The sequence below is a fragment of the Mangrovactinospora gilvigrisea genome (assembly GCF_001879105.1).
In the GTDB taxonomy this organism is placed as follows: Bacteria; Actinomycetota; Actinomycetes; order Streptomycetales; family Streptomycetaceae; genus Mangrovactinospora; species Mangrovactinospora gilvigrisea.
The window spans coordinates 1-26,927 of record NZ_MLCF01000043.1 but is presented as its reverse complement, the minus strand read 5'-3'; the positions used below and the strand labels follow the sequence as shown (position 1 = coordinate 26,927).

The window sequence follows — 26,927 nt, the reverse complement described above, 5'->3', positions numbered from 1 at the left end:
CGGCCACGGCCGCCGCCGGCACTTGTTCGCCGCCCCTCCGCCCCCACGGGGCGCGGGGGCGGAGGGGCGGTGAACCGGGGGGTCAGCCGGCGTTGACCGCCTGGACCAGGTCCGGGAGGAGCTTGGCCGCGTTGGGCGAGCCCAAGCCCGTGACCGGGTCCCAGCCGGGTGTCGCGCCGTAGCCGGGGATGGACGCGTCGGTCTGGTTGTTGCCCGCGGTGACGTCGTAGAAGTCCGCCTGGTACGTCGCCGCGTTCGAGGACAGCCGGTACAGCGCCGGGTTGATGAGGCCCAGGCCCTTGCCGCCGTTCAGCTGGTCCGCGAGAGCGACCAGCGCCGCCCACTGCGGGCACGCCAGCGACGTCCCGCCGATGTCATACCACCCGGTGCTGCACGGCGCACTGCCGCACTTCAGGCCGGACTGCCCGTCGGGGGGCAGCGAGACGTAGATCAGCGCACCGGTGGACGGCGACGCCTGCAGCGCCACGTCCGGCACCCCGCGCTGCGCCCCCACCGCGGTGCTGCCCGCCGGGAGCGTCCCCGTCTGGTAGGCCGGCGCGCCGAACAGGTGGCTGTAGCCGCCGCCCGAGCCGGTCCAGGCGACCTCGCCCTGGCCCGCGTTGGCGCCGCAGACCGCCGGCTGGTCGGCGCTGTCCACCACGCGCCCGGCGCCCGCCGCCGCGTTCGGGTCGGTGCACAGGTCGGTGCCGCCGACGCCGGTCACCAGCGGGTCGGACGCCGGCCAGCCCACCGTCGGGTAGGGGATGGTGGAGCCGCCCTTGCCCACCGGCGCCTTGGCGGAGTTCGCCGAGCCGCCGTCGCCCGAGGAGGCCAGCACGGTGATGCCCGCGGCCGCCGCCTCGCTGTAGGTGGAGCGCAGCTTGTCCAGCGCGCCGCCGCCGTTGAAGGACTCCTCGGCGGCGCCGAACGACTGCGAGACGACGGTGGCCAGGTGATGCTCGATCACATACCGCTCGGCGGCCATCATCTGGGGGAAGCCCTGCACGCCGGTGGTCTCGGCGGTCGGGGTGGTGACCAGGAGGATGTTGGCGCCGGGCGCCATCGCGTGGGCCGTCTCGACGTCCAGCGACACCTCCAGGTCCCAGGCCGCCTTGTCCTCCTGGCCCGGGCCCTTGCTGGTGGGCGGCGGTGCCTTGGTGGCCGGGTCGCCCTGCAGCGCGAGGCGGTTGAAGGTCGGCATCCCGGAGGCGCAGGTGACGCCCTCCTCGCCGCACAGCGGGGCGACGCCGAACGCCTGGTCGTAGACGTGCAGGTCGTGGGCGACGGTGTCGCTGCCGTACGAGTCGAAGATCGCGATGGTCTGGCCGCGGCCGTCCGTCCCCGCGTTCAGCAGCGGGGCGGTGTTGTAGGCGGCGCGGGTGGAGGCGGGCGTGAAGCAGCGCCGCTTCACCGAGGCGCACTGCGCCTGCGTCGGCGGCGTGGTGCCGGCGGAGAGCTGGGTGTAGTCGGAGTCCGACGGGCGGAGTTCGGGGTAGGCCGGGGTCGCCGTGAGGGTGATGCGGCCTCCGGTGGGCGGGGCGCCGCCGGAGGCGGCGAGCGCCGGTCCGGCGGCGGCCGCGAGGGCCAGGGCGAGGACCCCGAGCCGGGCGGTGGTCCGGCGGGGTCCGCGCGCTAAGGCGCGGGGCGTCGACAGCACGATGAGGACCTCCCAGTCATCAGGTCGCCGCAGAGTGTAGGCGCCGCCCCACCGGTCTCCAGGGGCTCGTACGGTCAAATACTCGTCAAGTCGACACCCGGAGCGCCGGATTCAGCGGTAGCGGTCCAGGGCGTAGAGGCCGGCGGTCTCCTCGACGAGTGAGGACAGGGTGCGGCCGTCCGGCGAGAAGTCGATCTTCGGGTATGCGTAGGCGGCGCCGCTGTCGACGTCGGCCAGCCCGCCGAGGACGCCGCGCAGCTCGGGGACGCCCTGGCCCCAGCGGTGGCCGGGCCGGGGCGCGTAGAGCCAGACCTGGCCCATCCCGGTGGGGACCGCCAGCAGCCGCCGGTCCGGCGAGAAGACCGGGGTGGAGGTGGAGTCGCTCGGGCCGCTCCCGAGGTCGGCGAGGTGCACGAGGCGGTAGCGGGACGCGCCGCGGGCGGGCACCACCCGATACAGCCCGGTGACCGACTCGTTGGCCGTGTTCGGCCGGGAGAGGGCCAGCACGCGGCTGCGCGGCTCGAAGGCCAGCGCCCACGCGGAGACGTCCAGCCGGTCCAGCGAGGCGGGCTTCGCCGGGTCGGACAGGTCGACGAGGTCGAGGTAGTCGGTGCCGACCCGGGCGGCAACCGGGACGGCGAGGGTGCGGTCGTCCAGGTAGGCGGCCTCCTCCGGGATCCCGTCCCCGTAGCCGATCCCGCCGAGGGAGCGCGGCGCCGCAGGGCGGGACAGGTCCCAGACGGCCAGATGGCCGGCGGCGCCCTGCTGGTGCAACAGGAAGGCGGCCTGCCGGCCGTCCGCCCGCACCGCGTAGGTGGGCCGGCTGAAGGCGCTGATGCTGCTCAGCACGGCCGGGTGCAGCGGGCGGCGCAGGTCGACCACCGCGGCGCCCCCGTCGTGGCCGTAGAGCACGGTGGAGCCGCGGCCGGTCCGCAGCGGGGACTCCAACCCGTACAGCGTCGGCATCGGGATCTCGGCCAGCCGCCGGGGCCGGGTGCGGCGGCGCACGTCGTACGGGACCAGCAGGCGGCTCTCGTAGCTGACGCCGAAGGTCAGCACCCGCCCGTCCCGCGAGAACAGGCAGCTGCGGGCGTACTGGGGCAACTTGAGGACGGCGATCGGCCGCGCCACCGCGCTCGGCGCCGCCGCCGCCGGGCGGGCCGTGGCGCCGAGCAGTGCCGCGCCGCCCGCCGCGGCGGCCGTGGACAGCAGGGATCGCCTGGTGAAGGCAGTCATGATTCCCCCCGGAATGATGACGGATGGTCACGTCGGTCCCAGCATGCCCGGCGGTCGTCCGCCGCGACAGGGGCCCGCGCGCTTCTCCCCAATCGGACCCCGCACCTCCCGGAACCGGCGCGCGCCCGGAAGCCGGCTGATGCGAGGATGGCCGGGCCGATGACGACGATCGCATGATCGGGAAGGGAGACCCGTGCCCGGCACGAATCTGACCCGCGAGGAGGCCCGGGAGCGGGCCCGCCTGCTGGAGGTCGACTCCTACGACGTGGAGCTGGACATCTCCGGCGCCGAGGAGGGCGGCACCTTCCGCTCGGTGACCGAGGTGCGGTTCCGCTGCGCCGAGCCGGGCGCCGCCACCTTCATCGACCTGGTGGCGCCGGCCGTCCGCGAGGTGGTCCTCAACGGCCGGGCGCTGGACGCGGCCGAGGCCTTCGCCGACAGCCGGATCGCGCTGGACGGGCTGGCCGCCGAGAACACCCTGCGGGTGGTCGCCGACTGCGCCTACACCAACACCGGCGAGGGCCTGCACCGCTTCGTCGACCCGGTCGACAAGCAGACCTACCTCTACACGCAGTTCGAGGTGCCGGACGCCCGCCGGGTCTTCGCCTCCTTCGAGCAGCCCGACCTCAAGGCCGTCTTCGCCTTCACGGTGACGGCCCCGGCCGGCTGGCAGGTCGTCAGCAACTCCCCCGCGCCGGAGCCCGTCGCCAAGGACGGGACGCGCACCTGGGTCTTCGAGCCGACGCCGCGGATCTCCACCTACATCACCGCGCTGATCGCCGGGCCGTACCACGTGGCGCGGGACGTCTACCGGGGCACGGCCGCCGACGGCACCCCGGTGGAGGTGCCGCTGGGCGTCTACTGCCGGCCCTCGCTGGCGGAGTTCCTCGACGCCGAGGAGGTCTTCCGCGTCACCAGGACCGGGTTCGACCACTTCCAGGAGAAATTCGACCACCCGTACCCGTTCGCCAAGTACGACCAGCTGTTCGTGCCGGAGTTCAACGCCGGCGCGATGGAGAACGCGGGCGCGGTCACCATCCGCGACCAGTACGTCTTCCGCTCCCGGGTGACGGACGCCGCCTACGAGGGCCGCGCCGAGACGATCCTGCACGAGCTGGCCCACATGTGGTTCGGCGACCTGGTGACCATGGAGTGGTGGAACGACCTCTGGCTCAACGAGTCGTTCGCCACCTACACCAGCGTGCTGGCGCTCTCCGAGGCGCCGGGCCTGTGGCCGGGCGCCTGGACGACCTTCGCCAACCAGGAGAAGGCGTGGGCCTACCGGCAGGACCAGCTGCCCTCCACCCACCCGATCATGGCGGAGATCCGCGACCTGGACGACGTCCTGGTCAACTTCGACGGCATCACCTATGCCAAGGGCGCCTCCGTCCTCAAGCAGCTGGTGGCCTACGTCGGGCAGGAGGAGTTCTTCGCCGGCGTGCGCCGCTACTTCAAGCGCCACGCCTGGGCCAACACCCGCCTCGTCGACCTGCTCTCCGCGCTGGAGGAGACCTCCGGCCGCGATCTGAAGGCCTGGTCCAAGGCGTGGCTGGAGACGGCCGGCATCAATGTGCTGCGCCCGGAGCCGGTGTGGGCCGAGGACGGCTCGCTCGCCTCGCTGGCGGTCCTCCAGGAGGCGCCGCCGCTCCCGCAGGGCGCCAAGGGCCAGTCGGTGCTGCGCCCGCACCGCGTCGCCGTCGGCTTCTACCGCCGCGAGGAGGACGGCCGGCTGCGCCGCGCCGACCGCGTCGAGCTGGACATCGACGGGCCGCGCACCGAGGTGCCGGTGGCCGGCAAGGGCCTGCGGCCGGACGTGATCCTGCTCAACGACGACGACCTGACGTACGCCAAGGTGCGGCTCGACGAGCGGTCGCTGGCCGTGGTCACCGCCGCGCTGGGCGCCTTCGAGGACCCGCTGCCGCGCGCGCTGTGCTGGTCGGCGGCGTGGGACATGACGCGGGACGGCGAGCTGGCCGCCCGCGACTACCTGCGGCTGGTGCTGTCGGGGGTCGGCTCGGAGTCCGACATCGGCGTGGTGCAGTCGCTGCAGCGCAACACCAAGCTCGCCCTGGAGCTGTACGCCGACCCGGCGTACCGGCCGGAGGGCCTGGCGGAGTGGGCGGATGCGGCGCTGGGGCTGCTGCGGTCGGCGCCGGCGGGCAGCGACCACCAGCTGGCCTGGGCGCGGGCGTTCTCCGCGGTGGCCCGGACGGACGATCAGCTGGCGCTGCTGCGCGGCCTGCTGGACGGCACCGCCTCGGTGGACGGCCTGGAGATCGACACCGAGCTGCGCTGGGAGCTGCTGGAGCGGCTGGTGGCCACCGGCGTCCTGGACGGCGACGCGGTCGACGCGGAGCTGGCCCGGGACGCGACGGCGGCCGGCGAGCGGCATGCGGCGGGCTGTCTGGCGGCGCGTCCGACCGCGGAGGCGAAGGAGGAGGCCTGGGCGTCGGTGGTGGACGGCAACGAGCTGCCGAACGCGCTGCAGGAGGCCGTCATCATGGGCTTCGTCCAGCCGGACCAGCGGGAGCTGCTGGAGCGGTTCACCGAGCGGTACTTCGCGTCGCTGCTGGACGTGTGGCGGACGCGGGGCAACGACATGGCGCAGCAGATCGTGATCGGGCTGTACCCGTCGATGCAGGTGCGGGCGGAGACGCTGGCGCGGACGGATGCGTGGCTGGCGGAGACGGCGGCCGAGGCGCCCGCGGCGCTGCGGCGCCTGGTCTCGGAGTCGCGGGACGGTGTCGCCCGTGCGCTGCGGGCGCAGGAGCGTGACCGCGCCGCGGGGTGACAGGTGTGCCGCCCCGAACCCCGAGCACCCCACCCGCCAGGCTGCGCCTGGCCGCGGTGGGGTGCTCGGGGTTGGTGCGGGGTCAGTTCTTGCCGGGCTTCTTGGAGAAGAGCATCACCAGGCCGGCGATGAACAGGAAGATGACCAGCGGGAGGCCCACGAAGAGCCCCAGCGTGGCGCCGACGCCCAGGCCGGGGCCCGGGTCCTCGCCGTCGTCGTGGATCAGCGCGAAGGCGGGGGAGGAGAGAGCCATCGCGATGGTGGTACCGGCCGCGACCGCTCCGGCGCGCAGCGCCGTCCTCCGGCTGGTCGCGGTGCCGGCCCGGTCTTCGGCGGAGCGGGCGGCCGCAGCATTCCTCTTGATCACAGCAATACCGTAGCGAACCGGCCCGCGACCCGGCCCGTCGGGTCCCCCATTCAGGGCGCGTCCCTGTTGAGGGCCTCGACGAGGCGGGACGCCCGCGGCGAGAGGCGCAGTTCGTCCAGGGTGACGGGACGCCCCCGGGGATCGGCCATCGGCAGCCGCCAGTTGGGGTACTCGTCCACCGTCCCCGGCAGGTTCTGCGGGCGGCGGTCGCCGGTCGCGTCCGGGAGCCAGGCCCCGGTGAGCCGGGCCGGCGTCCGGCGCAGGAACCGGTGCAGGGCGAGGACCTGCTCCTCCTCCCCCGTCTCCCGCTTGTCGAGCAGCCCCAGCTCGCGCAGCAGGTCGAGCCACTCCTCGCGGTCGGCGGCGTCCTCGGCGCGCTCGGCGGACAGGTCGCCGGGGAGCAGGCCGAGGCGGTGGCGGAGCGCCAGGTGGTCGCCCGTCAGGCGGGCGGCGGTGCTGGGCAGGTCATGGGTCGTCAGGGTGGCGAGGCACAGCTCGCGCCACTCCTCGGGGCGCTTGGGATGCCCGTCCGTCTCGTAGGCGCGTTCGAACCAGAGCACGCCGGTGCCGAGGATCCCCCGGTCGGCGAGCTCGCGGCGGACGGCCGGCTCGACGGTGCCGAGGTCCTCGCCGATGACGGCCGCGCCGGCGCGCTCCGCCTCGATCGCCAGCACGCCGAGCAGCGCGTCGTGGTCGTAGTGGACGTAGGTGCCGTGGGTGGGCGGCTCGCCGTCGGGGATCCACCACAGCCGGAAGAGCCCCATCACATGGTCGACGCGCAGCCCGCCGGCGTGCCGCAGCGCGCGGCGGATCAGGTCGCGGAACGGCGCGTAGCCGGTGCGGGCGAGCGCGTCCGGCCGCCACGGCGGCAGGCCCCAGTTCTGGCCGTGCGGGTTGAAGGCGTCCGGCGGCGAGCCGATCGAGGTCCGCTCCGCGATCACCCCGCCGGGCCCGCCGAGCGCCCAGGCGTCGGAGCCGTCCGGGTGGGCGCCGACGGCGAGGTCGTGGACGACGCCGAGCGGCATGCCGGCGGCGCGTGCGGCGTGCTGCGCCTCGGCGAGCTGGGTGTCCGTCAGCCAGGCGAGCCAGCGGTGGAAATCGACGGAGACGGGGTGCGCGGTGCGGAACCGGACGGTGTCGGTGGAGCCGGGTTCGCGCAGGCCGGCGGGCCACGCGCGGAAGTCGGGGCCGTGCGCCTCGGTGAGCGCGCACCAGGTGGCGTGGTCGGTGAGGCGGGGGCCGGCCTCGTCCAGGTAGGCGCGGTAGGCGGCCTCGCGGGCGTCGCCGCGGGGGGCGGCGTGCAGCAGGGTGAGGGCCTCGCGCTTGATCCGCCAGACCGCGTCGCGGTTGATCAGCTGCTGGGTGTCGCCGAGGTCGTTGGGGAGCAGCACGGCGTGCCGGTAGGCGGCGGCCTGCTCGGCGAGCTGGTCCAGGCGGGCGCGGTGCGCGGGCGGCAGGGCGTCGGCCTCGGGGATGCGGTCGACGGCGAGGTAGACGGGGTCGGGGAAGGCGCGGGTGGCCGGCCGGTACGGGGACGGGTCGGCCGACGGGGTGGGAGGCGCGGCGTGCAGCGGGTTGATCTGGACGAAGCCGGCGCCGGCGGCGCCGGCCCAGGACGCCAGCTCGGCGAGGTCGGCGAGGTCGCCCATGCCCCAGGAGCGGTGCGACAGGACGGAGTAGAGCTGCGCGAGCCATCCCCAGGCGCGGGGCGGCGGCGCGAGGCGCGCGGGGGCGACGATCAGCGGCGCCTCGTCGACGGGGGTGGCGAGGGCGTGGTAGCCGGGCGGCAGGTCCGGGGGCAGCGCGGTGGTCCCGGCGGGGAGGTCGCGGACGGTGCCGTCCTCCAGGCGGAGCCGCAGCGGCGCGGTGCTGCCGTCGGGGAGGGGGACGGCCCGGCCGGCGCGGCCGGCGAGGCACGCGGGCAGCGCGCCGGGGTCGGGGCGGCGCCGTCTGCGGCGCGCGGGCGGGGCGTCGGGGTCGACGCCGAGCGCGGCGAGCGCGTGGCGGACGGCCGTCGCGGAGACGTGCGTGTGCCGGTCGCCCGCGGCGCGGTACGCGGTGGCGACGCCGTGTTCGGCCGCGAGGGCGGCCAGGTCCTCGGGAACGGGCGCGAAATGGGGTTCGACCACGCGGTCAGTGTGACCGCCGCGGAGGTCCCGGGGTAGGGGCGAATCGCCGCGGGCGGCGGCGCGGGGCGCCGCGGGGGTTCTGACGGGCGGTCGGATCGCGCGGGGGCGTCAGTGCACGACCGGGCGCCTGGCCGCCCACGGCCGGGCCTCCTCCAGCTGCGCCGCCAGCGCCAGCAGCCGCGCGTCCGCGCCGTGCGGGGCGGCGAGTTGCGCCGCGACGGGCAGGCCGGACGGCGCCGTCGGGGTCGGGTCCGTCCAGTGCAGCGGGAGCGCCACGGCCGGCCAGCCCGTCCAGTTCCACGGCGCGGTGTACGGCGTGTACGCCGTCTGCGCGTCGAAGTCGGCGGCCGGGTCGTCGTCGTTGCGCAGCGCGCCGACCTTCGCGGGGAGCGCGGCGAGCGCCGGGGTGAGGACCGCGTCGTAGCCGTCGACGGCGCGCACGATGGTGCGGGCGGTCGTCTGCATGGCGTCCAACGCGGCGATCCAGTCGGTGCCGCTGACGGCCCGTCCGCGCTGCCGCAGCCAGCGGGTGAGCGGCATCAGCAGCTCCTCGGCGCCGTCCGGCACCGGCACGGAAGCGGCGAGTGCGCCCCAGAGCGCGGCGAAGCCGTCCCGGTCGGCGGCGGTGAGCGGGGCGCGGGGAAGCTCCTCGACGGTGTGGCCCAGGTCGCGCAGCAGCGCGACGGTGCCGCGGTGCGCGGCGAGGACCTCCGGGGCGGGGGCGACGCCGGGCAGGCCGGTGTCCGTCCAGGCGGCGATCCGCAGGTGCGCGGGGGCGCGCTCGGTGAGGGCGGCGAAGGTCGCGCCGGGCGGGAGGGGCGGGGCGGCGTACGGGTCGCCGGGCGCGGGGACGGCCATCGCGTCCAGCAGCAGCGCGGCGTCGCGGACGGAGCGGGCCAGCGGGCCGGCGACGGTGAGGCCGGTGGGGTCGCCGCCGGGCGCGGGGCTGACGCGTCCGCGGCTGGGCTTGAACCCGACGATTCCGCAGGCTGCGGCCGGGATGCGGAGGCTGCCGCCGCCGTCGCTGCCGTGCGCGGCCGGCACCAGGCCGGCGGCGACGGCCGCGGCGGCGCCCCCGCTGGAGCCTCCGGCGGAGCGGGTGGGGTCGAAGGGGCTGCGCGCGGGCGGGGCGAAGCCGGGCTCGGTGTAGGCGGGGCAGCCGAACTCGGGGGCGGAGGTCTTGCCGAGCAGGGGCATGCCGGCGCGGTCCAGGAGGAGCGCGGCGACGTGGGCGGTGGTCGTCGCGGTGCGGTCGGCGAAGGCGGCGGACCCGGAGGTGTGGCGGTGGCCGGCGACGGGGGTGAGGTCCTTGACGGCGACGGGGATGCCCAGCAGGGGGTGCGGGTCGGCGGTCCTCGCCAGCCGCTCCTCCGCGGCCTTCGCCGCGGCACGGGCGGCGGTGGGGGTGACGGTGAGGAACGCGCCGACCGCCTCGTCGAGGCGGTCGATGCGGGCGAGGTAGTGCTCGGTGAGCTCCGTCGGCGTCAGCGCGTTCCCGCGGAGCGCGTCGCCGAGGTCCCTGAGGCTCAGGTGGTGCATGCCGGCCACGGTAGCCGGTGCGCCGCGTCCGCCGCCCCAAAGCCCCGGCACCCCACCCGGCGTGAGCGCGGCACCGGCGCCGCCGGCGGCCAGGTGCCGCGCGTGGGGGTGATGGCGGTCGCGGGCGTCGGCGTGGGTGGCTGGACTTTGGTGGGGGGAAGGGACAAACTCTGTGGTTCCCGAGTCTGTTCGAGGTCGAGGCGAGATGCCGCACGAGCGCCGCAATGTCCGTACTGTGCTCGCCGCATCCGTCGCGCTGCTGGGGGGCGCGGTGGGGGCCGCGCCGTCCGCGGTGGCGGACGCGCCGCCGGCCGTCGCCGCGCCGGACGTGGCGTCAACCTCCGCCGGAAGCCTCGACGTTGCCGCGCTGCCCGACGCCGCCGAGGGCGTGCCCGCGGTGTTCCCCGCGCCGCGGGAGGTGCGCGGGGGCAGGAAGGCCACCGTGCTGCCGCGGACGGTGGACGTCGTGGCCGGGGGCGGCGCCGACGCGTCCGCCGTGCGCGCCGTCCGGGCGACGCTCACCGCCGCCGGGGCGCAACTCGTGGACGGCGACGCCGCGTTGACGGTCTACGTGGACGGCGCCCGGGCCCGCGCCGAGCTCGCGCGGCTCGGCGGGCGGGCCCCCGACGGCCTCCCCTCCGGGGGCTACGCGCTCGCCGTCGGCGCCCGCTCCGCCGCGCTCGTCGGGCGCGACGCCGCCGGGACGTTCTACGCCGCGCAGACGCTCCGTCAGCTCCTCGTCGACGCCAAGGGCCGCCCCGCCCTCGCCGCCGCCACCGTCCGCGACTGGCCCGCCGCGCCGCAGCGCGGCCTCGTCGAGGGGTTCTACGGCGCCGAGTGGAGCACCGAGCAGCGCCTCGCCCAGCTCGACTTCCTCGGCAGCGCCAAGCAGAACACCTACCTCTACGCCCCCGGCGACGACAACTACCGCCAGGCCGACTGGCGATCGCCCTACCCCGCGCAGCAGGCGGAAGGCTTCCGCCGCCTCGCCGCGCGCGCCGCCGACAACCATGTCCGGCTGCAGTGGGCCCTCTCCCCGGGCCAGAACCTCTGCTACAGCTCGCACACCGACCGCGACGCCCTCTTCGGCAAGCTCGACGCCATGTGGGACCTCGGCTTCCGCGGCTTCCAGCTGCAGTTCCAGGATGTCAGCTACACCGAGTGGCACTGCTCCGGCGACTCCAGCCGCTACGGCCAGGGCCCGCAGGCCGCCGCCCGCGCCCAGGCGGACGTCGCCAACGAGCTGGCCCAGCGCCTGCACGAGGCCCACCCCGACGCCCCCGACCCGCTGCTGACGGTCCTTCCGACCGAGTACTACCAGGACGGCGCCAGCCCCTACCGCACCGAGCTGGGCCGCGACCTGGACGCCGCGGTCGGCGTCGGCTGGACGGGCGGCAGCGCCGTCCCCCGCACCATCACCGCGGGCGAGGCCGGGCGCACCGCGTCCGTCTACCGGCGGCCGCTGCTGACCATGGACAACTACCCGGTCAACGACGACGCCCCGGACCGCCTCTACCTCGGCCCCAGCGTGGGACGCGCCGCCGAGGTGGCGAACACCGGCGCCGGGGTGCTCTCCAACGCCATGCTGCAGCCCGCCGCCTCGCGGATCGCGCTCTCCACGGCCGGCGACTTCGCCTGGAACCCGGACGGCTACGACCCCTCCCGCTCCTGGTCGCACGCGCTCACCGCGCTCGCCGGCGGTGCGGCGCCGGGCGCGGCCGCGCGCGCCGCCGCGCTGCGGGTGCTGGCCGGCAACGAGTCGTCGTCCCCGCTGGACGACCGCGAGTCGGGCTATCTGGCGCCGCTGCTGCGGGAGTTCTGGTCGACGGTGGAGCCGCGGGTGCCGTCGCCGCGCTCGGGCGGCGGCCGGCACCGCGCGGAGCCGTCCGCGACCTACGCCGACGCGGCGCGGCGGCTGCGGGCCGCGTTCACCGCGATGCGGACCGCCCCGGCGCAACTGCGCGGCACCGCGGTCGCCTCGGAGGCGGCGCCGTGGCTGGCGCAGCTGGCCCGCTACGGGGAGGCCGGCGAGAACGCCGTGGACATGCTGAGCGCGCAGCGCGCCGGCAACGGCGCCGCCGCGTGGCGCCACGAGGTGCGGCTGAGGGTGCTGCTCACGGCGGTGCGGATGGGCCGCCAGGAGGTCGGCGACGGCGTGCTGACGCCGTTCCTGCGGCAGGCGCTGGCGACGGGAGACGCCTGGGCGGGCCGCTCCCCCGGGGTGTCGGCCGTGCCGGAGTCGTCCGTCCCGGCGGCGGACGGCCACGAGGCCGGGGACATGGCGGACGGCAGCTCCGACACCTTCTACCGCAGCGAGCGGCCCCCGGAGGAGGGCGACTGGTTCGGCGTCGACCTGGGCTCGGCGCAGCCGGTGGGCACCGTGCGGGTGTCGATGGGCGGCGGCGGGGAGAACCTGCGGCGCGCGGTGCTGGAGTACTCCTCGGCGGACCGGCCCGGCGCGGCCGGCTGGCACCGGGCCGGGGTCTTCGCCGGGTCCCGGACGATCACCGCCCGGCTGCCGGGGGGCGCGCGGGCCCGCTGGGTGCGGCTGCGGGCGCTGGACGGGCAGGACACCGCGGTGGTCGTCGACGAGTTCGCGGTGGCGGCCCCGGACCAGGCGGGCCGCACGGTGCGCGGCGGTCCGCCGGCGGTGGCCGGCTCGCCGGTGTCCCGGGTGATCGACGGGGACCCGCAGTCGGCGTACCGCGCGGCGGACGCGCCGGCCGTCAGCAAGGGGGCGCGCGAAGCGCCTCCTCGGAAGGGCGGTGGCGGGCGACGGGTGGGCGGTTCGCAGGACCTGGTGGTCGGACTCGGCGGATTCCGGCGCCTGGACAAGGTGACGGTGCTCACCGACCCGGGCTCGGGGACGAGGGCGCGGGTGGCGGTGCGTCAGCGGGACGGCCGCTGGCGGCAGCTGGGCACGCTCGCCGCGGGCGGCTGGAGCGAGCTGCCGGCGTCGGGGCGGGAGGCGGACGCGATCCGCCTGGAGTGGCTGCCGGGTTCGGGCAGGCCGGTGGTGGACGAGATCGTCCCGTGGTTCACCGCGGATCCGGCGGTCGCGCTGCGGCTGCCGTCCGGCGCGGTGGACGTGGAGGCGGGCGGGGCCGCGGCGCGGGTGACGGCGGACGCGGAGTCGGCGGGCGGCCGCGCGGCGGACACCCAGCTGACGGTGGCCGCGCCGAAGGGGCTGGCGGTGCAGGCGCCGTCGGCGATCCCGGTGCCGCGGGGGCGGACGGTGGCGGTGCCGCTGCGGGTGTCGGCGGCGCGCGGGCTGAAGCCGGGGACGTACCGGGTACCGGTGGCGTTCACGGTGGCGGGGCGGACCGTCCGGCAGACGCTGGACGTCCGGGTCTTCCCGCGGACGGACGGCCGGGACCTGGCGCGGGGCGCGGCGGCGCGGGCGTCGGGCGAGGAGTCGGCGGCGTTCCCGGCGTCGGCGCTGACGGACGGGGACGCGGCGACGCGCTGGTCCTCGCCGCAGGGCGGGGACGCGGCGTGGGCGCAGGTGGAGCTGGCCCGCCCGGCGGAGGTGGGCAGGGTGGTCCTGCACTGGGAGGACGCGTTCGCCGCGCGCTATCGGGTGGAGGTCTCCGCGGACGGGCGTTCCTGGCGGAACGCGGCAGCGGTCGACGACGGCGCCGGCGGCGTGGAGGCGGTCCGGATGGACGAGCGCGGTGTTCGGTTTGTGCGAATCCGCATGGCGGAACGGGGAACCGGCTACGGGTACTCGCTCTGGTCGTTGTCGGTGTACGGCGTTGCGCGGGGGAACGGCTGACGGCGGATCGGGTCCGTCCACGCACGGCTCCGATCCGGTTTGCGGTCCGCGTGGCTCGCTCGCGCCGTTCCCCGCGCACCCCGAATGCGCCCCGCGCGGGCGCCTACGCCGGGGTGGGCAGGGGGTCCGGGGGTTTGGGGGCGCCGGTGTTGAGGGCGGTGCGGGCGAGGAGGTCGGCGCCGCCGTAGGGGACGAGGTACGGCAGCCACGACGGATCGCGGTGCCCGGTGCCGATGATGCGCCAGGCCGGGCCGCTGGGCTGGGAGGGCGCGCGGGACATCCGCCAGCCGAGCTCGCGCAGCGGGCGGTCGGCCTTGACGTGGTTGCAGCGGCGGCAGGAGGCCACCACGTTCTCCCAGGCGTGCTGTCCGCCCCGGCTCCGCGGCACCACGTGGTCGATGCTGGTGGCAACCGACCCGCAGTAGACGCAGCGCCCGCCGTCGCGGGCGAAGAGCGCGCGGCGGGTGAGCGGAATGGGCCCGGAACGAAAAGGGACCCGCACGAAGCGGGTCAGTCGAACGACGCTCGGCGCCGGTACGGCGGCCGAGACGGTATGGATGAACGCGCCCGATTCCTCGATGCACACCGCCTTGCGGTTGAGCACCAGAATGACCGCCCGGCGCAGTGGCACTACGCCGAGCGGTTCGTAGGACGCGTTGAGGACCAAGACATGCGGCACCGGGGCCTCCTTGTGCGTCGGCGGCGCGTGGCTCGCGCCGGGACGATCTCCTCCAGTGTGTCCGGCGGAGGGGCCGTGCGCCACCATCCCCGGTCAAAGGCGGTTCGTGAGGCGGCCCACACGATCAGAGTCGAACAGGCGGCCGGAGCGCCCTCCGAAGGTGTGTAGGGTGCCAACACGCCCGCCCCGCACGGACGTTCGGAAGGACGATTCCCCTTGCACGTGCTCGCCACCCTCGCCGCCGGCGCCACGCCGAACCCGCTCAACACCGAGCAGATGCAGCAGAACACCAGCGAGGCGGCGTCCTGGCTGAGCCGCAGCTGGATGGGCTGGGCCGAGAGCGCGCTCCGGATCGTGGTCATCATGGTGATCGCCCTGGTGCTGCGCGCCCTGGTGCGGCGGCTGATCGCCAAGGTGGTGCGGGGCGCCGTCCGCGGCGCCCGGTCGTCCTCCCAGACGTCGGGCAGCGCCGCCGCCGGGGCGGCGGCCGGCAACCGCGGGACGGGCCTGGCGCTGGCCAACGCCCTGCTGGCAAGCAGCGAGCGGCGCCGGCAGCGCGCCGAGGCGATCGGCTCGGTGCTGCGCAGCGTCGCCTCCTTCGTGATCATGGGCACCTGCGCCCTCTCCGTGCTCTCGGTGCTGAAGATCAACCTCGCGCCGCTGCTGGCCAGCGCCGGGGTCGCGGGCGTCGCCGTCGGCTTCGGGGCGCGCAACCTGGTGACGGACTTCCTCTCCGGCGTCTTCATGATCCTGGAGGACCAGTACGGCGTCGGCGACGTCATCGACGCGGGCGTGGCCACCGGCGAGGTGGTCGAGGTCGGCCTGCGGGTGACGAAGCTGCGCGGCGCCAACGGCGAGATCTGGTACGTCCGCAACGGCGAGATCAAGCGGATCGGCAACATGAGCCAGGGCTGGGCCACCGCGACCGTCGGGGTGCAGGTCGCCGCCGGGGCGGACCTGGAGCGGGTGCGGGACGTCATCGTCGGCGCGGCCGAGGAGATGGCCAAGGAGCAGCCCTGGGACGAGTACCTGTGGCAGCCCGTCGAGGTGCTCGGCGTCTCCGAGGTGACCGCCGACTCGCTGACGCTCGACCTCACCGCGCAGACCGCGCCGGGCCGGCAGGCCTCGGTGGAGCGGGAGCTGCGGGCCAGGGTGCGGACGGCCTTCCGGGAGGCCGGGATACCCATCACCGGGCTGGAGTCGGAGTCGGACCCGGCGATCCCGGCGCAGCCGGTGGACGCGGCGCCGCCCTCGGCGCTCGCCAACCCGACGTCGCCGCAGTACAAGGCGTCCGTCCCGCTGGAGAAGTGACGGTCCGTCCGGTGCGGTGACGACGCGGCGCCACGGTGCGCGACGCGTCGGGTACAGTGCGGCACACCCTCGTTCCATCCCGTTCCGTGCACTCCGGGAGCGCCCCAACCCCCGCACTCCCCTCCCCTGCGGTCCACACCTGCCTCCACCTGCGCCTTCCCGGCGTTGCCCGAGGCGTCCTCCGAGTCTTCACTCCTTGGACGCACGGGCATCATTGCGATCCCTCTTTCCGCGATGCAGAATCGTGTATCCATTCCGCGGAGCACCCTCCTCCGCGCAGTCTCCGAGAGGAAACCCTCATGGCGGCACCCAGTCCCGGCTGTTCCATCACCCTGCGCGTCGAGGCCCCGGTCTCCGCCGAGGCCGCCGGCCGGCTGACCACCTGCGCCGGCGAGTCCGGCGCGGTGGTCACCGCGCTCGACGTCCGCGAGTCCAGCAACGACCGCATCGTCGTCGACCTCACCTGCGACTGCATCGACAACGCCCACGCCGAGACGGTCGCCAAGAACCTCGAGTCGCTGGAGGGCGTCGCCGTCCGCAAGGCGAGCGACCGCACCTTCCTGATGCACCTCGGCGGCAAGCTGGAGGTCACCCCGAAGGTCGAGCTGCGCCACCGCGACGACCTCTCCCGCGCCTACACCCCCGGCGTCGCCCGGGTCTGCCAGGCCATCGCCGCCAACCCCGAGGACGCCCGCCGCCTCACCATCAAGCGCAACACCGTCGCCGTGGTCACCGACGGCTCCGCCGTCCTCGGCCTGGGCAACATCGGCCCCAAGGCCGCGCTGCCGGTGATGGAGGGCAAGGCCGCGCTCTTCAAGCGGTTCGCCAACGTCGACGCCTGGCCGGTCTGCCTGGACACCCAGGACACCGAGAAGATCATCGAGATCGTGCAGGCGCTCGCCCCGGTCTACGGCGGCATCAACCTGGAGGACATCGCCGCGCCGCGCTGCTTCGAGATCGAGCGGCGGCTGCGCGAGAGCCTCGACATCCCGGTCTTCCACGACGACCAGCACGGCACCGCGATCGTGGTGCTCGCCGCGCTGCACAACGCCCTCAAGGTGGTCGGCAAGCAGCCGGCCGACTGCAAGCTGGTGCTCAGCGGCGTCGGCGCGGCCGGCAACGCCATCATCCGGCTGCTGCTCCCGCTCGGCTTCGCCGACATCGTCGCCTGCGGCCGCACCGGCGCCGTCCACCGCGGCCAGACCGGCCTCGACGCCGACCGCCAGTGGGTCGCCGACCACACCAACAGGGACGACTTCTCCGGCAGCCTCAAGGAGGCGGTCGTCGGCGCCGACATCTTCATCGGGGTCTCGGCGCCCGACCTGCTGGACGGCGACGACATCGCCGCGATGGCCGACGACGCGATCGTCTTCGCGCTGGCCAACCCCGACCCGGAGGTCGACCCGCACACCGCGGGGCGGCACGCGGCGGTGGTGGCGACCGGGCGCAGCGACTTCCCCAACCAGATCAACAACGTGCTGGCCTTCCCCGGCCTCTTCCGCGGGCTGCTGGACGCGGGGGTCAACGGCATCTCCGACGACCTGCTGCGCGCGGCGGCCGAGGCGATCGCCGGACGCGTCGCCCCGGAGCAGCTGAACCCGGGGTACATCGTGCCCAGCGTCTTCGACGAGTCGGTCGCCCCGGCGATCGCGGCGGCCGTGCGGGAGGCCGCGGAGTAGGGGCGCGCGCGGGTGCCGGGGGTGCGGCGGACCGGCCGGCCGGCGGGGTGTTCGCCCGCGCTCGCGCCGGTCCCCGCGCCCCTAAAGGGGCGACTGTAACCACACGATCGGGTGACTGGGACGGTTCTGTGACCGTTTTGCCGTGAACCCACGCCCCCCGGAGAGTGTCAATCTAGGCGTGAGCCGTCAAACCTCAGCCGCCGGGTCGTCGACCGGCGCAGCACCGAAACGGGCCGCTGCCACTTTGCTGGTCGCCGTGCTCGTTGCCGTGTTGGGTGTCGGGGCGTTCCTGTTGTGGGGACGCGGACACGCCGACCGGTTCGACTCGATCAACCGCATGCTGCACGGACAGTCGCCGTTCAACCCCAGCGCGGTGAAGAGCCAGACGTACGACGGGGTGCCCACCGTCGGCACCTTCATCACCCAGCAGACCGACGGCTGGCGGGGCCGGTCCTGCAACGCCACGGTGGTGCCCAGCCCGCAGCACAACCTGGTGGTCACCGCCGCGCACTGCCTCGCCAGCTACGACGGCGCGCACGGCATGCGGTTCGTGCCGATGTGGCACGACGGCAAGGAGCCCTACGGCTCCTTTCCGCTGATCCCCGGGCGCACCTGGGCACCGACGGACTACATCCGCGGGCGCAGCGGCTACACCAAGGAGCGCTGGGACCTGGACGCGGTCTTCATCCAGGTCGGCAGGAACGCCAAGGGCCAGAACGTGCAGGACGCGGTCGGCGGCGCCGACCCGATCGACTTCAGCGCCCCGCCCAGCAACGACACCGTGATGATCGGCTACCCGGCGCGGCTGAAGTACCCGCTGCACTGCGAGGCCAAGTCGTCGCCGGCGTTCGAGAAGTACCAGCAGATCGCCTGCAACGGCTACACCGGCGGCACCAGCGGCGCCCCCTGGTTCACCGACTGGAACGCCAAGACCGACACCGGCAGGCTGATCGGCGTCCTCGGCGGCTACATGCGCGGCGGCACCTCCAACGACCTGGAGTACGGCACCCGCTTCACCCCCGAGCTGGAGAAGCTCTACCACGACGCGCAGTACAACGTCCCGCAGAAGTCGGTGCCCGGCCTCGGCACCGGCGCGGAGTGGAGCAAGGCCCGCAGCATCGACACCGGCGACTTCTTCGGCGGCCGGCGCGAGCGCAGCGACGACCTGCTGGCGCGGTACGCCGACGGCTCGGTGAGGATCTACGCCGGCAACCGCGAGAAGCCCTACGGCTGGGGCGGCGGGATCCGACCCGGCGTCACCGTGCAGACGGCGAACCGGACGTGGGCGCAGGCCAAGGACGTCACGGTCGGCGACTTCGGCGGCCGGGGCAACCACAACGACGTGCTGCTGCTCACCCGCGACGGCCGGCTGCTGGTCTACCGGAACGTCACCGCGGCGCACGGCCTCGGTCGGCCGGTGCAGCTGCAGGGCCCCAACCGGACGTGGGCGCAGGCCCGGGCGATGACCGCCGGGGCGTTCGGCACGTCCGGTCCGTCGCACGCGATGGACCAGCTGGTGGTGGTGGGTCCGGACGGCTCCGTCACCCAGTACACCGGCATCGGGACGCGGAACGGGGCGGCGGCGCTGCACACGGGCGTGCCGCTGGCCGGGCCGAGCGCGAAGTGGGCGGCGGTGAAGGACCTGACGACCGCGGAGGTGACGGCGAACGGCTCGGCGAAGAAGCACATCGGGCAGGGCGTGATGGCGGCGTTCCGCAACGGCGAGATCGACATGTACCGCGGGACGGACGTGCTGACGCCGGACGCGGTGCTGGCGACGCCGGGCAGGGAGAAGAGCCACCTGCGGTCGCTGGCCGGGGGGACGTGGATCGGGCTGGCGCCCGGTGGGCACATCCGCGACGATGTGGCGATGCTGTGGGACAACGGAGCGCTGGTGATGCATCAGAACTCGAACCTGCGGGGGTTCGTGAGGGAGTTCCAGCTGGTGGCGCCCGCGAAGCCGGACTTCTAGCCACGGTCGGGGTGGTTGCCGTCGCCGCCCCTCCGCCCCGGCCCCCACCCGGACCGCGCTTCGCGCGAACCGAGGTGGGGGCCGGGGCGGTTTGCGGGGCGGGCCCTATGGCTCGGGGTGGCGGCGGGGGGCTATGTGGTGGAAGAGGAGGTTGAGGACGACGGCCGCCACGCAGCCGGTGGAGATGCCGCTGCCGAGGATGGTGGTGAGCCAGCTCGGCAGGCCGGCGTAGATGTTGCCGCCGACCACCGGGATGATGCCCAGCCCCAGCGCCGTCGCCGCGATCAGCAGGTTGGAGTCCTTGCCGAGGTCGGCCGTGCCCAGCATCTTCACGCCCGCGACGGCCACCGTCCCGAAGAGCACCAGCCCGGCGCCGCCCAGCACCGGCTGCGGGATCAGCGCCACCGCGCCGGAGAGGATCGGCATCACGCCGAGCGCCACGAGCACCACCCCGCCGAAGGCGACGATGAAGCGGCTGCGCATCCGGGTCAGCGCCACCAGGCCGATGTTCTGGGCGAACGCGCTGCACATGAACCCGTTGAAGACCGCGGAGAGCGCGCTGCCGAGGCCGTCCGCGCGGAGCCCGCGGGCGATGACCGTCTCGTCGGAGGGGCGGTCCACCACCTCGCCGAGGGCGATCATGTCGGCGGTGGACTCCGTCATGCACACCAGCATCACCACGAGCATCGAGACGATCGCGGCGGCGTCGAAGCGCGGCGCGCCGAAGTGGAAGGGCGTCGGGAAGCCGAAGACCGCCTCGTGGGCGAGGCCGGAGAAGTGCGCCATGCCCATCGGGATCGCGGCGAGGGTGCCGACCAGCAGGCCGACGAGGATGGCGACCTGCTGCAGGAAGCCCCGGGTGAGCCGGCGCAGCGCGAGGATCACGGCGAGCGTGAACCCGGCCAGCGCCAGGTTCTTGCCGGGCACCCGGTCGGTGTCGGCCGCGGTGCTGCGCACCCAGCCGACGGCCACCGGCAGCAGCGAGACCCCGATGAGGGTGATGACGGAGCCGCTGACGATCGGCGGGAAGTACTTGACGAACCGGCAGAACCAGGGCGCCGCCACCACGCACACCAGCCCGGAGACGATGGTGGCGCCGTAGATCACGGGGAGCCCGCCGCGTCCGCCGTGCCCGGCGAGGATCGCGGTCATCGGGGTGACGGTGGCGAAGGAGACGCCGTTGACGAAGGGCAGCCGGGCGCCGAACTTCCAGGGCCCGAGGGTCTGCAGCAGGGTGGCGAGCCCGGCGGTGAACAAGCAGGCGCCGACGAGGAAGGCGCTCTGCGCGAGGTCGAACCTGAGGGCCGCCGCGATGATGATCGGCGGGGCGACGACGCCGGCGTACATGGCGGCGACGTGCTGGATGCCGGCGAGCACCGTGCGTCCGACGGGCAGGACCTCGTCGACGGGGTGGACGGCGGGCGGTTGCCGGTGGCTGTCGGACGCCGGCGGATTGACCGTCCCCTGCCCCGGCGTCTCGGTCGCGGTGTTGTTCTCCATCGGGTTCCTCTTCCGGTCAGGGATCGCCGGTCGAGGGCACGGGCCATGTCTAGGGGGACGACGGCCCGTGGGCGAGGATGGGTCGCGACACCCCCTCGACCGGAGTTCCTGCTGCTCATGGCGGGACTTGCGCGATGGTTCGGGAAGTTCGGTCGGAGGTGTTGGGGCGTCAGTCGACGGGGATGCGGGGCTCGGCCCCGTCCCTCAGGATCGTTCCCTCGATGAGGCCGTAGGGCCGGTCCGCGGCGTAGAAGACCTCGTTGCCGTTCTTCATGCCGAACGGTTCGAGGTCGACCTCGAAGTGGTGCTTGTTGGGCAGCGAGAGCCGCACCTCGTCGATGTCGGGCCGGTGCTCGATGACCCGGGCGCCCATCTGGTAGAGCGTCTGCTGCAGGGCGTAGCTGTAGGTCTCGGAGAAGGCCTCCAGCAGGTGGCGGCGGGTGTCGGCGTAGGCGCGGTCCCAGTCCGCGAGGTCGTCGCGGTTGTGGCGCCAGCGGGCCGTCACCTGGGTCGCGAGGATGCGGTCCCGGGTCTCCTTGAGGGTGGTGTACTCGTCGCGGTAGAAGCCCCAGAACTCCGAGTCGGTGGAGTTCATCACGACGAGGTCCTGGATCCCGGAGAGCACCTCGGCGCCCTGCTCGGCGTTGTAGGTGATCTGGGCGGTGCGGGTCTCGGTGCCGTTGCGGACGAAGGAGTGGGCGATCTCGTCGGCGCCGACGAACCGCGAGCGGGAGGCGTTGCGGGGTATCCGGTCCCAGTGGTACTCCTCCAGCCGGATGCGGGCCTCGCGCACCTGGGGCACGTCGTCGACGAAGTGCCGGGCCAGCAGCAGCCCGAAGGCCTCGGTGGAGTCGATGCCGTGCTTCTTGGCGAGGGCGTAGACGGTGTTCTTGGTGGCGTCGGTGGTGAGGACCTTGCTGTTGTCGCCGGTCAGATGGGTGTCGGCGAGGTCGCCGCGGAGGGCGACGGAGACGTTGAGGTCCTTGACCCGGTGGGTCGGGGTCGCCCGGTCGAGCCGGACGATGCGCACTTCGGCCTTGCCGTACTGGTTCTGGCCCAGGATTGCGGGCATGCGGTGCTAGCTCCCTCGGTAGACGCTGTAGCCGAACGGGTTGAGCAGCAGGGGGACGTGGTAGTGCTGGCCGGGCTCGGCGGCGAAGGTGACGGCGACCTCGGGGAAGAAGGCCTCGGTGCCGCGGCGCCGGTGGTAGGCGCCGGTGTCGAAGCGCAGCCGGAGCAGCACGGTGGTGCCGCTGCCGTCGGCGCCGGCCGGCGGTGCGGGCAGGTCGCGGCAGCGGCCGTCCTCGTCGGTGGCCGAGCCGCCGAGGGTCCGCCAGGGGCCCTCGGGCTTGTCGGCGGCGGCGAGTTCGACGGGCACGGCGGGGGCGGGGCTGCCGGTGCTGGTGTCGAGGATGTGGGTGGAGACGGTGGGCGGCGCGGCCGCGGCGACGAGCAGCGCGCGGCCGTCGGCGCCGGGTTGCACGGCCCGCTCCAGCCGCACCCGGTTGATGCCGCGGAGCTCCTCGCGGACCTCCGCGCGCTCGGCCTCGGGCGTGTTGCCGAGGCGGCGGCGGAGCTCGGCGAGGATCTCCTCGGGGCCGCGTCCGGCGGCGCAGATGAGGAAGACCTGGCCGAAGCGGGCCCGGTACTCCTCGTTGGCGGCGGCGAGTTCGTCCTTGACGGTGTCGCCGGCGGCGCTGACCCGGGACTGCTCGCGCCGCGACTGGGCGTCGGCGCGGGGCTTCCCGATGACGGCGTGGCCGGCGATGGCCTCAGCGACGCCGGCGCCGGTGAGGGCGCGGACGGCGGAGTCGGAGGCGGCGTAGAGCGCGTCGGGGGTGGGGTAGGGGGCTCCGGCGGCGACCGCGGAGATCCAGTGGGTGGCCGTGCAGACCTCGGCAAGGAGGCCGCGCAGGCGGTCGGTTGACGGCTGCGGCATGCCGGGAAAGGTAGAACCGCGGCAGCCGCGCGTCAACAGTTTGTTGAAATTTGGTTTCCGAAACCGGGCGGCGGCGCGCGCCGGCCGGTGCGGATCAGTCGGCGTCCTGGCGGGATGCCTGCTCGCGGTTGAGGTAGTTGTAGATCGTGAACCGGGAGACCCCGAGCGCGGCGGCGACCTTCTCCACGCCGTGCCGGATCTGGAAGGCGCCGCGCTCCTCGAGGGCGGCCACCACCAGCTGCTTGGCGTGCCGGTCGAGTTCGTCCAGCGGACCGTGCCTGCGCCGCTGCTCGGCGAGGAGGCGGACGGGCAGGTCGCCGAGGTGCGGCAGCCGGACGGCGACGGCCGGCTCGCCCTCCCAGTGCAGCACCAGCACGTCGTCGACGCCGTCCTCGGCCTCGGCGAGCGGGACGGCCTCGGCGCCGGTCGCCTCCAGCAGCGGGGCGATCGCCTTCTCCAGCGGGTGGCTCATGCCCGGGCACCGCCGTCGGCGCTCCCGGCGTCGGGGACGACGGTGAGCTGGACGGTGACGCGGTCGGCGCCGGCCGCGAGCGCGCGCCGGTACAGCGCGGCGACGGCGTCCAGGACGGCGCCGTCCGGGCCCTCGGCGGTGTTGCCGAACGGGCCGATGTCCACCTTCTCCAGCCCGGCGACCACCTCGCGGGCGGCGAGCGCATGGTCGGGCGGCCCGTCCATGTCGAAGGGCTCCGTCGAGAACTCCACCTTGAGGCGCACGCCGCCACCTTAACCGGGGGACTTGACAGACCTCGGGACCGTGCCACACTTTTCATGTAGCAGAACTTGTATTCCGCATTGTGGAAGGAGCTTGCCGATGGCCTTCGGGACGTCGCTGCGGTTCGACGCCAATCTCTCCATCCTCTTCACCGAACTCCCCCTGCTGGACCGGCCCGCGGCCGCCGCCAAGGCCGGGTTCGACGCCGTCGAGCTGTGGTGGCCCTGGGTCGACGCGCCGGTGCCCGCGCCGCACCAACTCGACGCCCTGCGGCGGGCGCTGGAGGACGCCGGCACCCAGCTCGTCGGCCTCAACTTCTACGCCGGCGAGCTGCCCGGCCCCGACAAGGGCGCCGCCTCCGTCCCCGCGCTCTCCGACGCCTTCCGGGCCAACGTCCCGGTCGCCGCCGAGTTCGCCCGGCGGGTCGGCTGCGGGGCGCTCAACGCGCTGTACGGCAACCGCGTTGCGGGCGTGCCGGCCGAGGAGCAGGACGCGCTCGCGCTGCGGAACCTCGCCTACGCCGCCGAGGCCGCGGCCGCCGCCGACGCGGTGCTGCTCGTCGAGGCGCTCAACCGCCCCGAGGCGCCGGACTATCCGCTGATCACCTCGGCCGAGGCGCTGGCGGTGGTGGAGCGGATCAACGCGGCCACCGGGCTGGGCAATGCGCGGTTCCTGCTGGACGTCTACCACCTGGCGCGCACCGGCGAGGAGGACGTCGCCGCGGTGATCTCCGCGCACGGCGCCGACGTCGGCCACGTCCAGATCGCCGACCACCCCGGACGCGGCGAACCCGGCACTGGGACCCTCGACTTCGCCGCGCTGCTCGGCGCGCTGGAGCGGAGCGGCTACACCGGCCGGGTCGGCGCCGAGTACAAGCCGTCGACCGGCGCGACGGACACCAGCTTCGGCTGGCTCACCAAGTGAAGGAGCTGATCACCGCATGAAGGTCGCGTTCATCGGACTGGGGATCATGGGCGGGCCCATGGCCGCCAACCTGGTGCGGGCCGGGCACGACGTCCTCGGGCACAACCGCTCCCGCCCGGCCGTGGACCGCCTGGTCGAGGCGGGCGGACGGGCCGCCGGCTCGGTCGCCGAGGCGGTGCGGGACGCCGAGGCGATCATCACCATGCTCCCGGCCGACCCGCAGGTCACCGAGGTGGCGTACGGCGATGACGGGATCCTGGCGCACGCCCCGCAGGGCGCGCTGCTCATCGACATGTCGACCGTCACCCCGGCGACCTCGGCGAAGCTCGCCGCGGACGGCGCCGAGCGGGGCCTGCGGGTGCTGGACGCCCCCGTCTCGGGCGGCGAGGCCGGCGCGGTGGAGGGCGTGCTCTCCATCATGGTGGGCGGCGAGGCCGCCCATCTGGACGCCGCCCGCCCGCTCCTCGACGCGCTGGGCACCACCGTCGTCCACGTCGGCCCGGCCGGCGCCGGGCAGACCGTGAAGGCCGCCAACCAGCTGATGGTCGCCGTCCACATCGAGGCGCTCGCCGAGGCCGCGGTCTTCCTCAAGGCCTCCGGCGCCGACCTGGAGGCGGCGCTGCGGGTGCTCGGCGGCGGGCTCGCCGGCTCGACCGTGCTCCAGCGCAAGCAGGGCAATGTGCTCGGCGAGCAGTACGCGCCCGGCTTCCGCCTCGACCTGCACCGCAAGGACCTGGGCATCGTCATGGACGCCGCCCGGGAGCTCGGCCTGGCGCTGCCCGCGGGTTCGCTCGCCGCCCAACTCGTCGCCTCCGCCTGCGCCAACGGCGACGGCGGGCTGGACCACTCGGCGCTGCTGCGGGGCGTGCAGCGGCTCAACGGCGCCGTGGTCTCCCCCACCGAACGAGAGGATGTGGCCTGATGGCCGTCCGCACCATGCCGGCCATGGAGGCCGTGGTCCATGTGCTCCGCTCCGAGGGCGTCGACGTCGCCTTCGGCTGCCCCGGCGCGGCGATCCTGCCGCTCTACAAGGCGCTCGAGCAGGTGGGCGGCATCGAGCATCTGACGGTGCGCCACGAGGAGGGCGCCACCCACATGGCCGACGGCTGGTCGCGCACCAACGGCAAGGTGGGCGTGGCGATCGGCACCTCCGGCCCGGCCGGCACCAACATGATCACCGGCCTCTACACCGCGCACGCCGACTCGGTGCCGATCCTGTGCATCACCGGCCAGGCGGCCTCCAGCAAGCTGCACCAGGAGGCGTTCCAGGCCGTCGACATCGTGGAGATCGCCCGCCCGGTCACCAAGTGGGCGGTGCAGATCAAGGAGGCCGCGCAGGCGCCGTGGATCTTCCGGGAGGCGTTCCGGATCGCCCGGTCGGGGCGGCCCGGCCCGGTGCTCGTCGACATCCCGATCGACGTCGCCCAGCAGAGCATCGCCTACGACCCGGACATCGACGTCCCGCTGCCGGTGGAGGAGGTGCGGCCCCATCTGCCGCGCGTCGAGGCCGCGCTGGACCTGCTGCTGGCGGCGGAGCGGCCGCTGCTGCTGGCCGGCGGCGGGGTGATCGGCGCCGACGCCGCCGAGGAGCTGCGCGAGGTCGCGGAGTGCCTGCGGATACCCGTCCAGGTGACGCTGATGGGCAAGGGCGCGATCCGCGAGGACCACGAGCTGTACGCCGGGATGACCGGGGTGCAGACCTCGCAGCGCTACGGCAACCGGTCCTTCCTGGAGTCGGACGCGGTGCTGGCGGTCGGCGCGCGGTTCGGCGACCGGCACACCGGGACGCTGGACGTCTACCGCGGCGAGCGGAAGTTCGTCCATGTGGACATCGAGCCGACGCAGTTGGGGAAGGTCTTCCCGCCCGACCTGGGGATCGTCTCGGACGCCCGGCTGTTCCTGCGGGCGCTGGCGGAGGCGGCGCGGGCGCGGGGCGTCGTGCGCGAGGACGGCGCGTGGGTGGAGCGGGTCCGGGAGCTGCGGGCAACGCTGACGCGGCGGGAGGACTTCGACGACGTCCCGATCAAGGCGCCGCGCGTCTACAAGGAGCTGAACGCGGCGTTCGGGGAGTCCACGCACGTGGTGACGGCGATCGGGCTCTACCAGATCTGGGGCGGACAGCATCAACTCGCCTACCGGCCGCGGCACTACCAGGTGTGCGGACAGGCGGGCCCGCTGGGCTGGGAGATCCCCGCGGCGATCGGGGTCCGCAAGGCGCTGGACTCCGCGGGGCGGGGTGATGCGGAGGTGCTGGGCGTGGTCGGCGACTACGGGTTCCAGTACATGGTGGAGGAGCTGGCGGTGGCGGCGCAGTACCGGGTGCCGTTCGTGCTGGTGATGCTCAACAACGAGTATCTGGGGCTGATCCGCCAGGCGGAGATCCCTTACGGGATCAACTACCAGGTGGACCTGCACTACGACGAGTACGGCTCGGACAACGTGAAGATCATGGAGGCGTACGGGTGCGCCGGGCGGCGGGTCTTCGAGCCGGGGGAGATCGCGGGGACGCTGGCGTGGGCGCGGAAGGAGGCGGCGGCGACGCGGCGGCCGGTGCTGGTGGAGGTGATGATCGAGCGGGAGGCGAATACGCCGCACGGACCGGCGATTGACGCGGTCCGCGAGTTCGAACCGGTCCCTTAGCCCCCTGTCCGCCGCCCCGCCGCGGCCCCCTGTTCGCCGCCCCTCCGCCCCGGCAC

Annotated in this window: 19 protein-coding genes; 8 read left to right on the top strand and 11 right to left on the bottom strand. The window is 74.6% G+C overall.

Features of this window, described 5'->3' with window-relative positions; genetic code table 11:
• Positions 1–82: 82 nt before the first annotated feature.
• Positions 83–1,657, bottom strand: a complete 1,575-nt coding sequence (locus BIV57_RS09230) for a S53 family peptidase (RefSeq protein WP_071656211.1) — start codon at positions 1,655–1,657, stop codon at positions 83–85.
• Positions 1,658–1,768: 111 nt separating this feature from the next.
• Positions 1,769–2,893: a hypothetical protein gene (locus BIV57_RS09225; RefSeq protein ID WP_071656210.1), complete on the bottom strand. Its 1,125-nt coding sequence runs from the start codon at positions 2,891–2,893 to the stop codon at positions 1,769–1,771.
• Positions 2,894–3,086: 193 nt separating this feature from the next.
• Between BIV57_RS09225 and pepN the strand changes: the two genes are divergently transcribed.
• Positions 3,087–5,684, top strand: coding sequence for an aminopeptidase N (pepN, locus tag BIV57_RS09220; protein WP_071656209.1), 2,598 nt, complete (start codon positions 3,087–3,089; stop codon positions 5,682–5,684).
• An 82-nt stretch (positions 5,685–5,766) separates the two neighbouring features.
• Here pepN and BIV57_RS09215 read toward each other — a convergent pair whose 3' ends face one another.
• The 3 genes from BIV57_RS09215 to BIV57_RS09205 form a co-directional block, all read right to left on the bottom strand.
• Positions 5,767–6,051 (bottom strand): hypothetical protein, encoded by a 285-nt coding sequence (locus BIV57_RS09215; protein WP_419185697.1) that lies wholly within the window; start codon positions 6,049–6,051, stop codon positions 5,767–5,769.
• A gap of 50 nt (positions 6,052–6,101) precedes the next feature.
• The gene (malQ, locus tag BIV57_RS09210; RefSeq protein WP_071656208.1) at positions 6,102–8,180 is read right to left on the bottom strand and encodes a 4-alpha-glucanotransferase; all 2,079 of its coding nucleotides are present in this window, start codon (positions 8,178–8,180) and stop codon (positions 6,102–6,104) included.
• A 108-nt stretch (positions 8,181–8,288) separates the two neighbouring features.
• Complete coding sequence (locus BIV57_RS09205) at positions 8,289–9,719, bottom strand: amidase (protein WP_107409525.1); 1,431 nt, start codon at positions 9,717–9,719, stop codon at positions 8,289–8,291.
• A 205-nt stretch (positions 9,720–9,924) separates the two neighbouring features.
• Here BIV57_RS09205 and BIV57_RS26385 point away from each other — a divergent pair, with 205 nt between their 5' ends.
• The gene (locus BIV57_RS26385; protein WP_071656206.1) at positions 9,925–13,494 is read left to right on the top strand and encodes a glycoside hydrolase family 84 protein; all 3,570 of its coding nucleotides are present in this window, start codon (positions 9,925–9,927) and stop codon (positions 13,492–13,494) included.
• Between the two features lie 103 nt (positions 13,495–13,597).
• On the opposite strand, the gene BIV57_RS09195 is transcribed toward BIV57_RS26385, so the two are convergent.
• Positions 13,598–14,173, bottom strand: a complete 576-nt coding sequence (locus tag BIV57_RS09195; protein WP_071656205.1) for an HNH endonuclease — start codon at positions 14,171–14,173, stop codon at positions 13,598–13,600.
• 276 nt (positions 14,174–14,449) lie between these two features.
• Here BIV57_RS09195 and BIV57_RS09190 point away from each other — a divergent pair, with 276 nt between their 5' ends.
• From BIV57_RS09190 to BIV57_RS09180, 3 genes are all read left to right on the top strand, one after another.
• Entirely contained in the window at positions 14,450–15,484 is a 1,035-nt protein-coding gene (locus BIV57_RS09190; RefSeq protein WP_079170187.1) for a mechanosensitive ion channel family protein, read from the top strand.
• Positions 15,485–15,783: 299 nt separating this feature from the next.
• Entirely contained in the window at positions 15,784–17,163 is a 1,380-nt protein-coding gene (locus BIV57_RS09185) for an NAD-dependent malic enzyme (protein ID WP_071656203.1), read from the top strand.
• A 337-nt stretch (positions 17,164–17,500) separates the two neighbouring features.
• On the top strand, positions 17,501–19,135 hold the full coding sequence (locus BIV57_RS09180) for a trypsin-like serine peptidase (RefSeq protein ID WP_175548708.1): 1,635 nt from the start codon (positions 17,501–17,503) through the stop codon (positions 19,133–19,135).
• 105 nt (positions 19,136–19,240) lie between these two features.
• Here BIV57_RS09180 and BIV57_RS09175 read toward each other — a convergent pair whose 3' ends face one another.
• The 5 genes from BIV57_RS09175 to BIV57_RS09150 form a co-directional block, all read right to left on the bottom strand.
• Positions 19,241–20,635, bottom strand: coding sequence for a nucleobase:cation symporter-2 family protein (locus BIV57_RS09175; protein ID WP_071656201.1), 1,395 nt, complete (start codon positions 20,633–20,635; stop codon positions 19,241–19,243).
• A gap of 169 nt (positions 20,636–20,804) precedes the next feature.
• On the bottom strand, positions 20,805–21,707 hold the full coding sequence (gene pucL, locus BIV57_RS09170) for a factor-independent urate hydroxylase (protein WP_071656200.1): 903 nt from the start codon (positions 21,705–21,707) through the stop codon (positions 20,805–20,807).
• A 6-nt stretch (positions 21,708–21,713) separates the two neighbouring features.
• The gene (gene uraH, locus BIV57_RS23470; protein ID WP_079170170.1) at positions 21,714–22,574 is read right to left on the bottom strand and encodes a hydroxyisourate hydrolase; all 861 of its coding nucleotides are present in this window, start codon (positions 22,572–22,574) and stop codon (positions 21,714–21,716) included.
• A gap of 94 nt (positions 22,575–22,668) precedes the next feature.
• Entirely contained in the window at positions 22,669–23,046 is a 378-nt protein-coding gene (locus BIV57_RS09155; protein ID WP_071656199.1) for a helix-turn-helix domain-containing protein, read from the bottom strand.
• On the bottom strand, positions 23,043–23,309 hold the full coding sequence (locus BIV57_RS09150) for a hypothetical protein (RefSeq protein ID WP_071656198.1): 267 nt from the start codon (positions 23,307–23,309) through the stop codon (positions 23,043–23,045). The genes BIV57_RS09155 and BIV57_RS09150 overlap by 4 nt, the downstream gene beginning before the upstream one ends.
• 97 nt (positions 23,310–23,406) lie before the next feature.
• Here BIV57_RS09150 and BIV57_RS09145 point away from each other — a divergent pair, with 97 nt between their 5' ends.
• From BIV57_RS09145 to gcl, 3 genes are read left to right on the top strand one after another with little or no spacing between them, the layout of a single operon-like run.
• Complete coding sequence (locus BIV57_RS09145) at positions 23,407–24,231, top strand: TIM barrel protein (protein ID WP_071656197.1); 825 nt, start codon at positions 23,407–23,409, stop codon at positions 24,229–24,231.
• Positions 24,232–24,247: 16 nt separating this feature from the next.
• Entirely contained in the window at positions 24,248–25,153 is a 906-nt protein-coding gene (locus BIV57_RS09140; RefSeq protein ID WP_071656196.1) for a 2-hydroxy-3-oxopropionate reductase, read from the top strand.
• Positions 25,153–26,871 (top strand): glyoxylate carboligase, encoded by a 1,719-nt coding sequence (gene gcl, locus BIV57_RS09135; protein WP_217651714.1) that lies wholly within the window; start codon positions 25,153–25,155, stop codon positions 26,869–26,871. The genes BIV57_RS09140 and gcl overlap by 1 nt, the downstream gene beginning before the upstream one ends.
• Positions 26,872–26,927 lie beyond the last annotated feature (56 nt).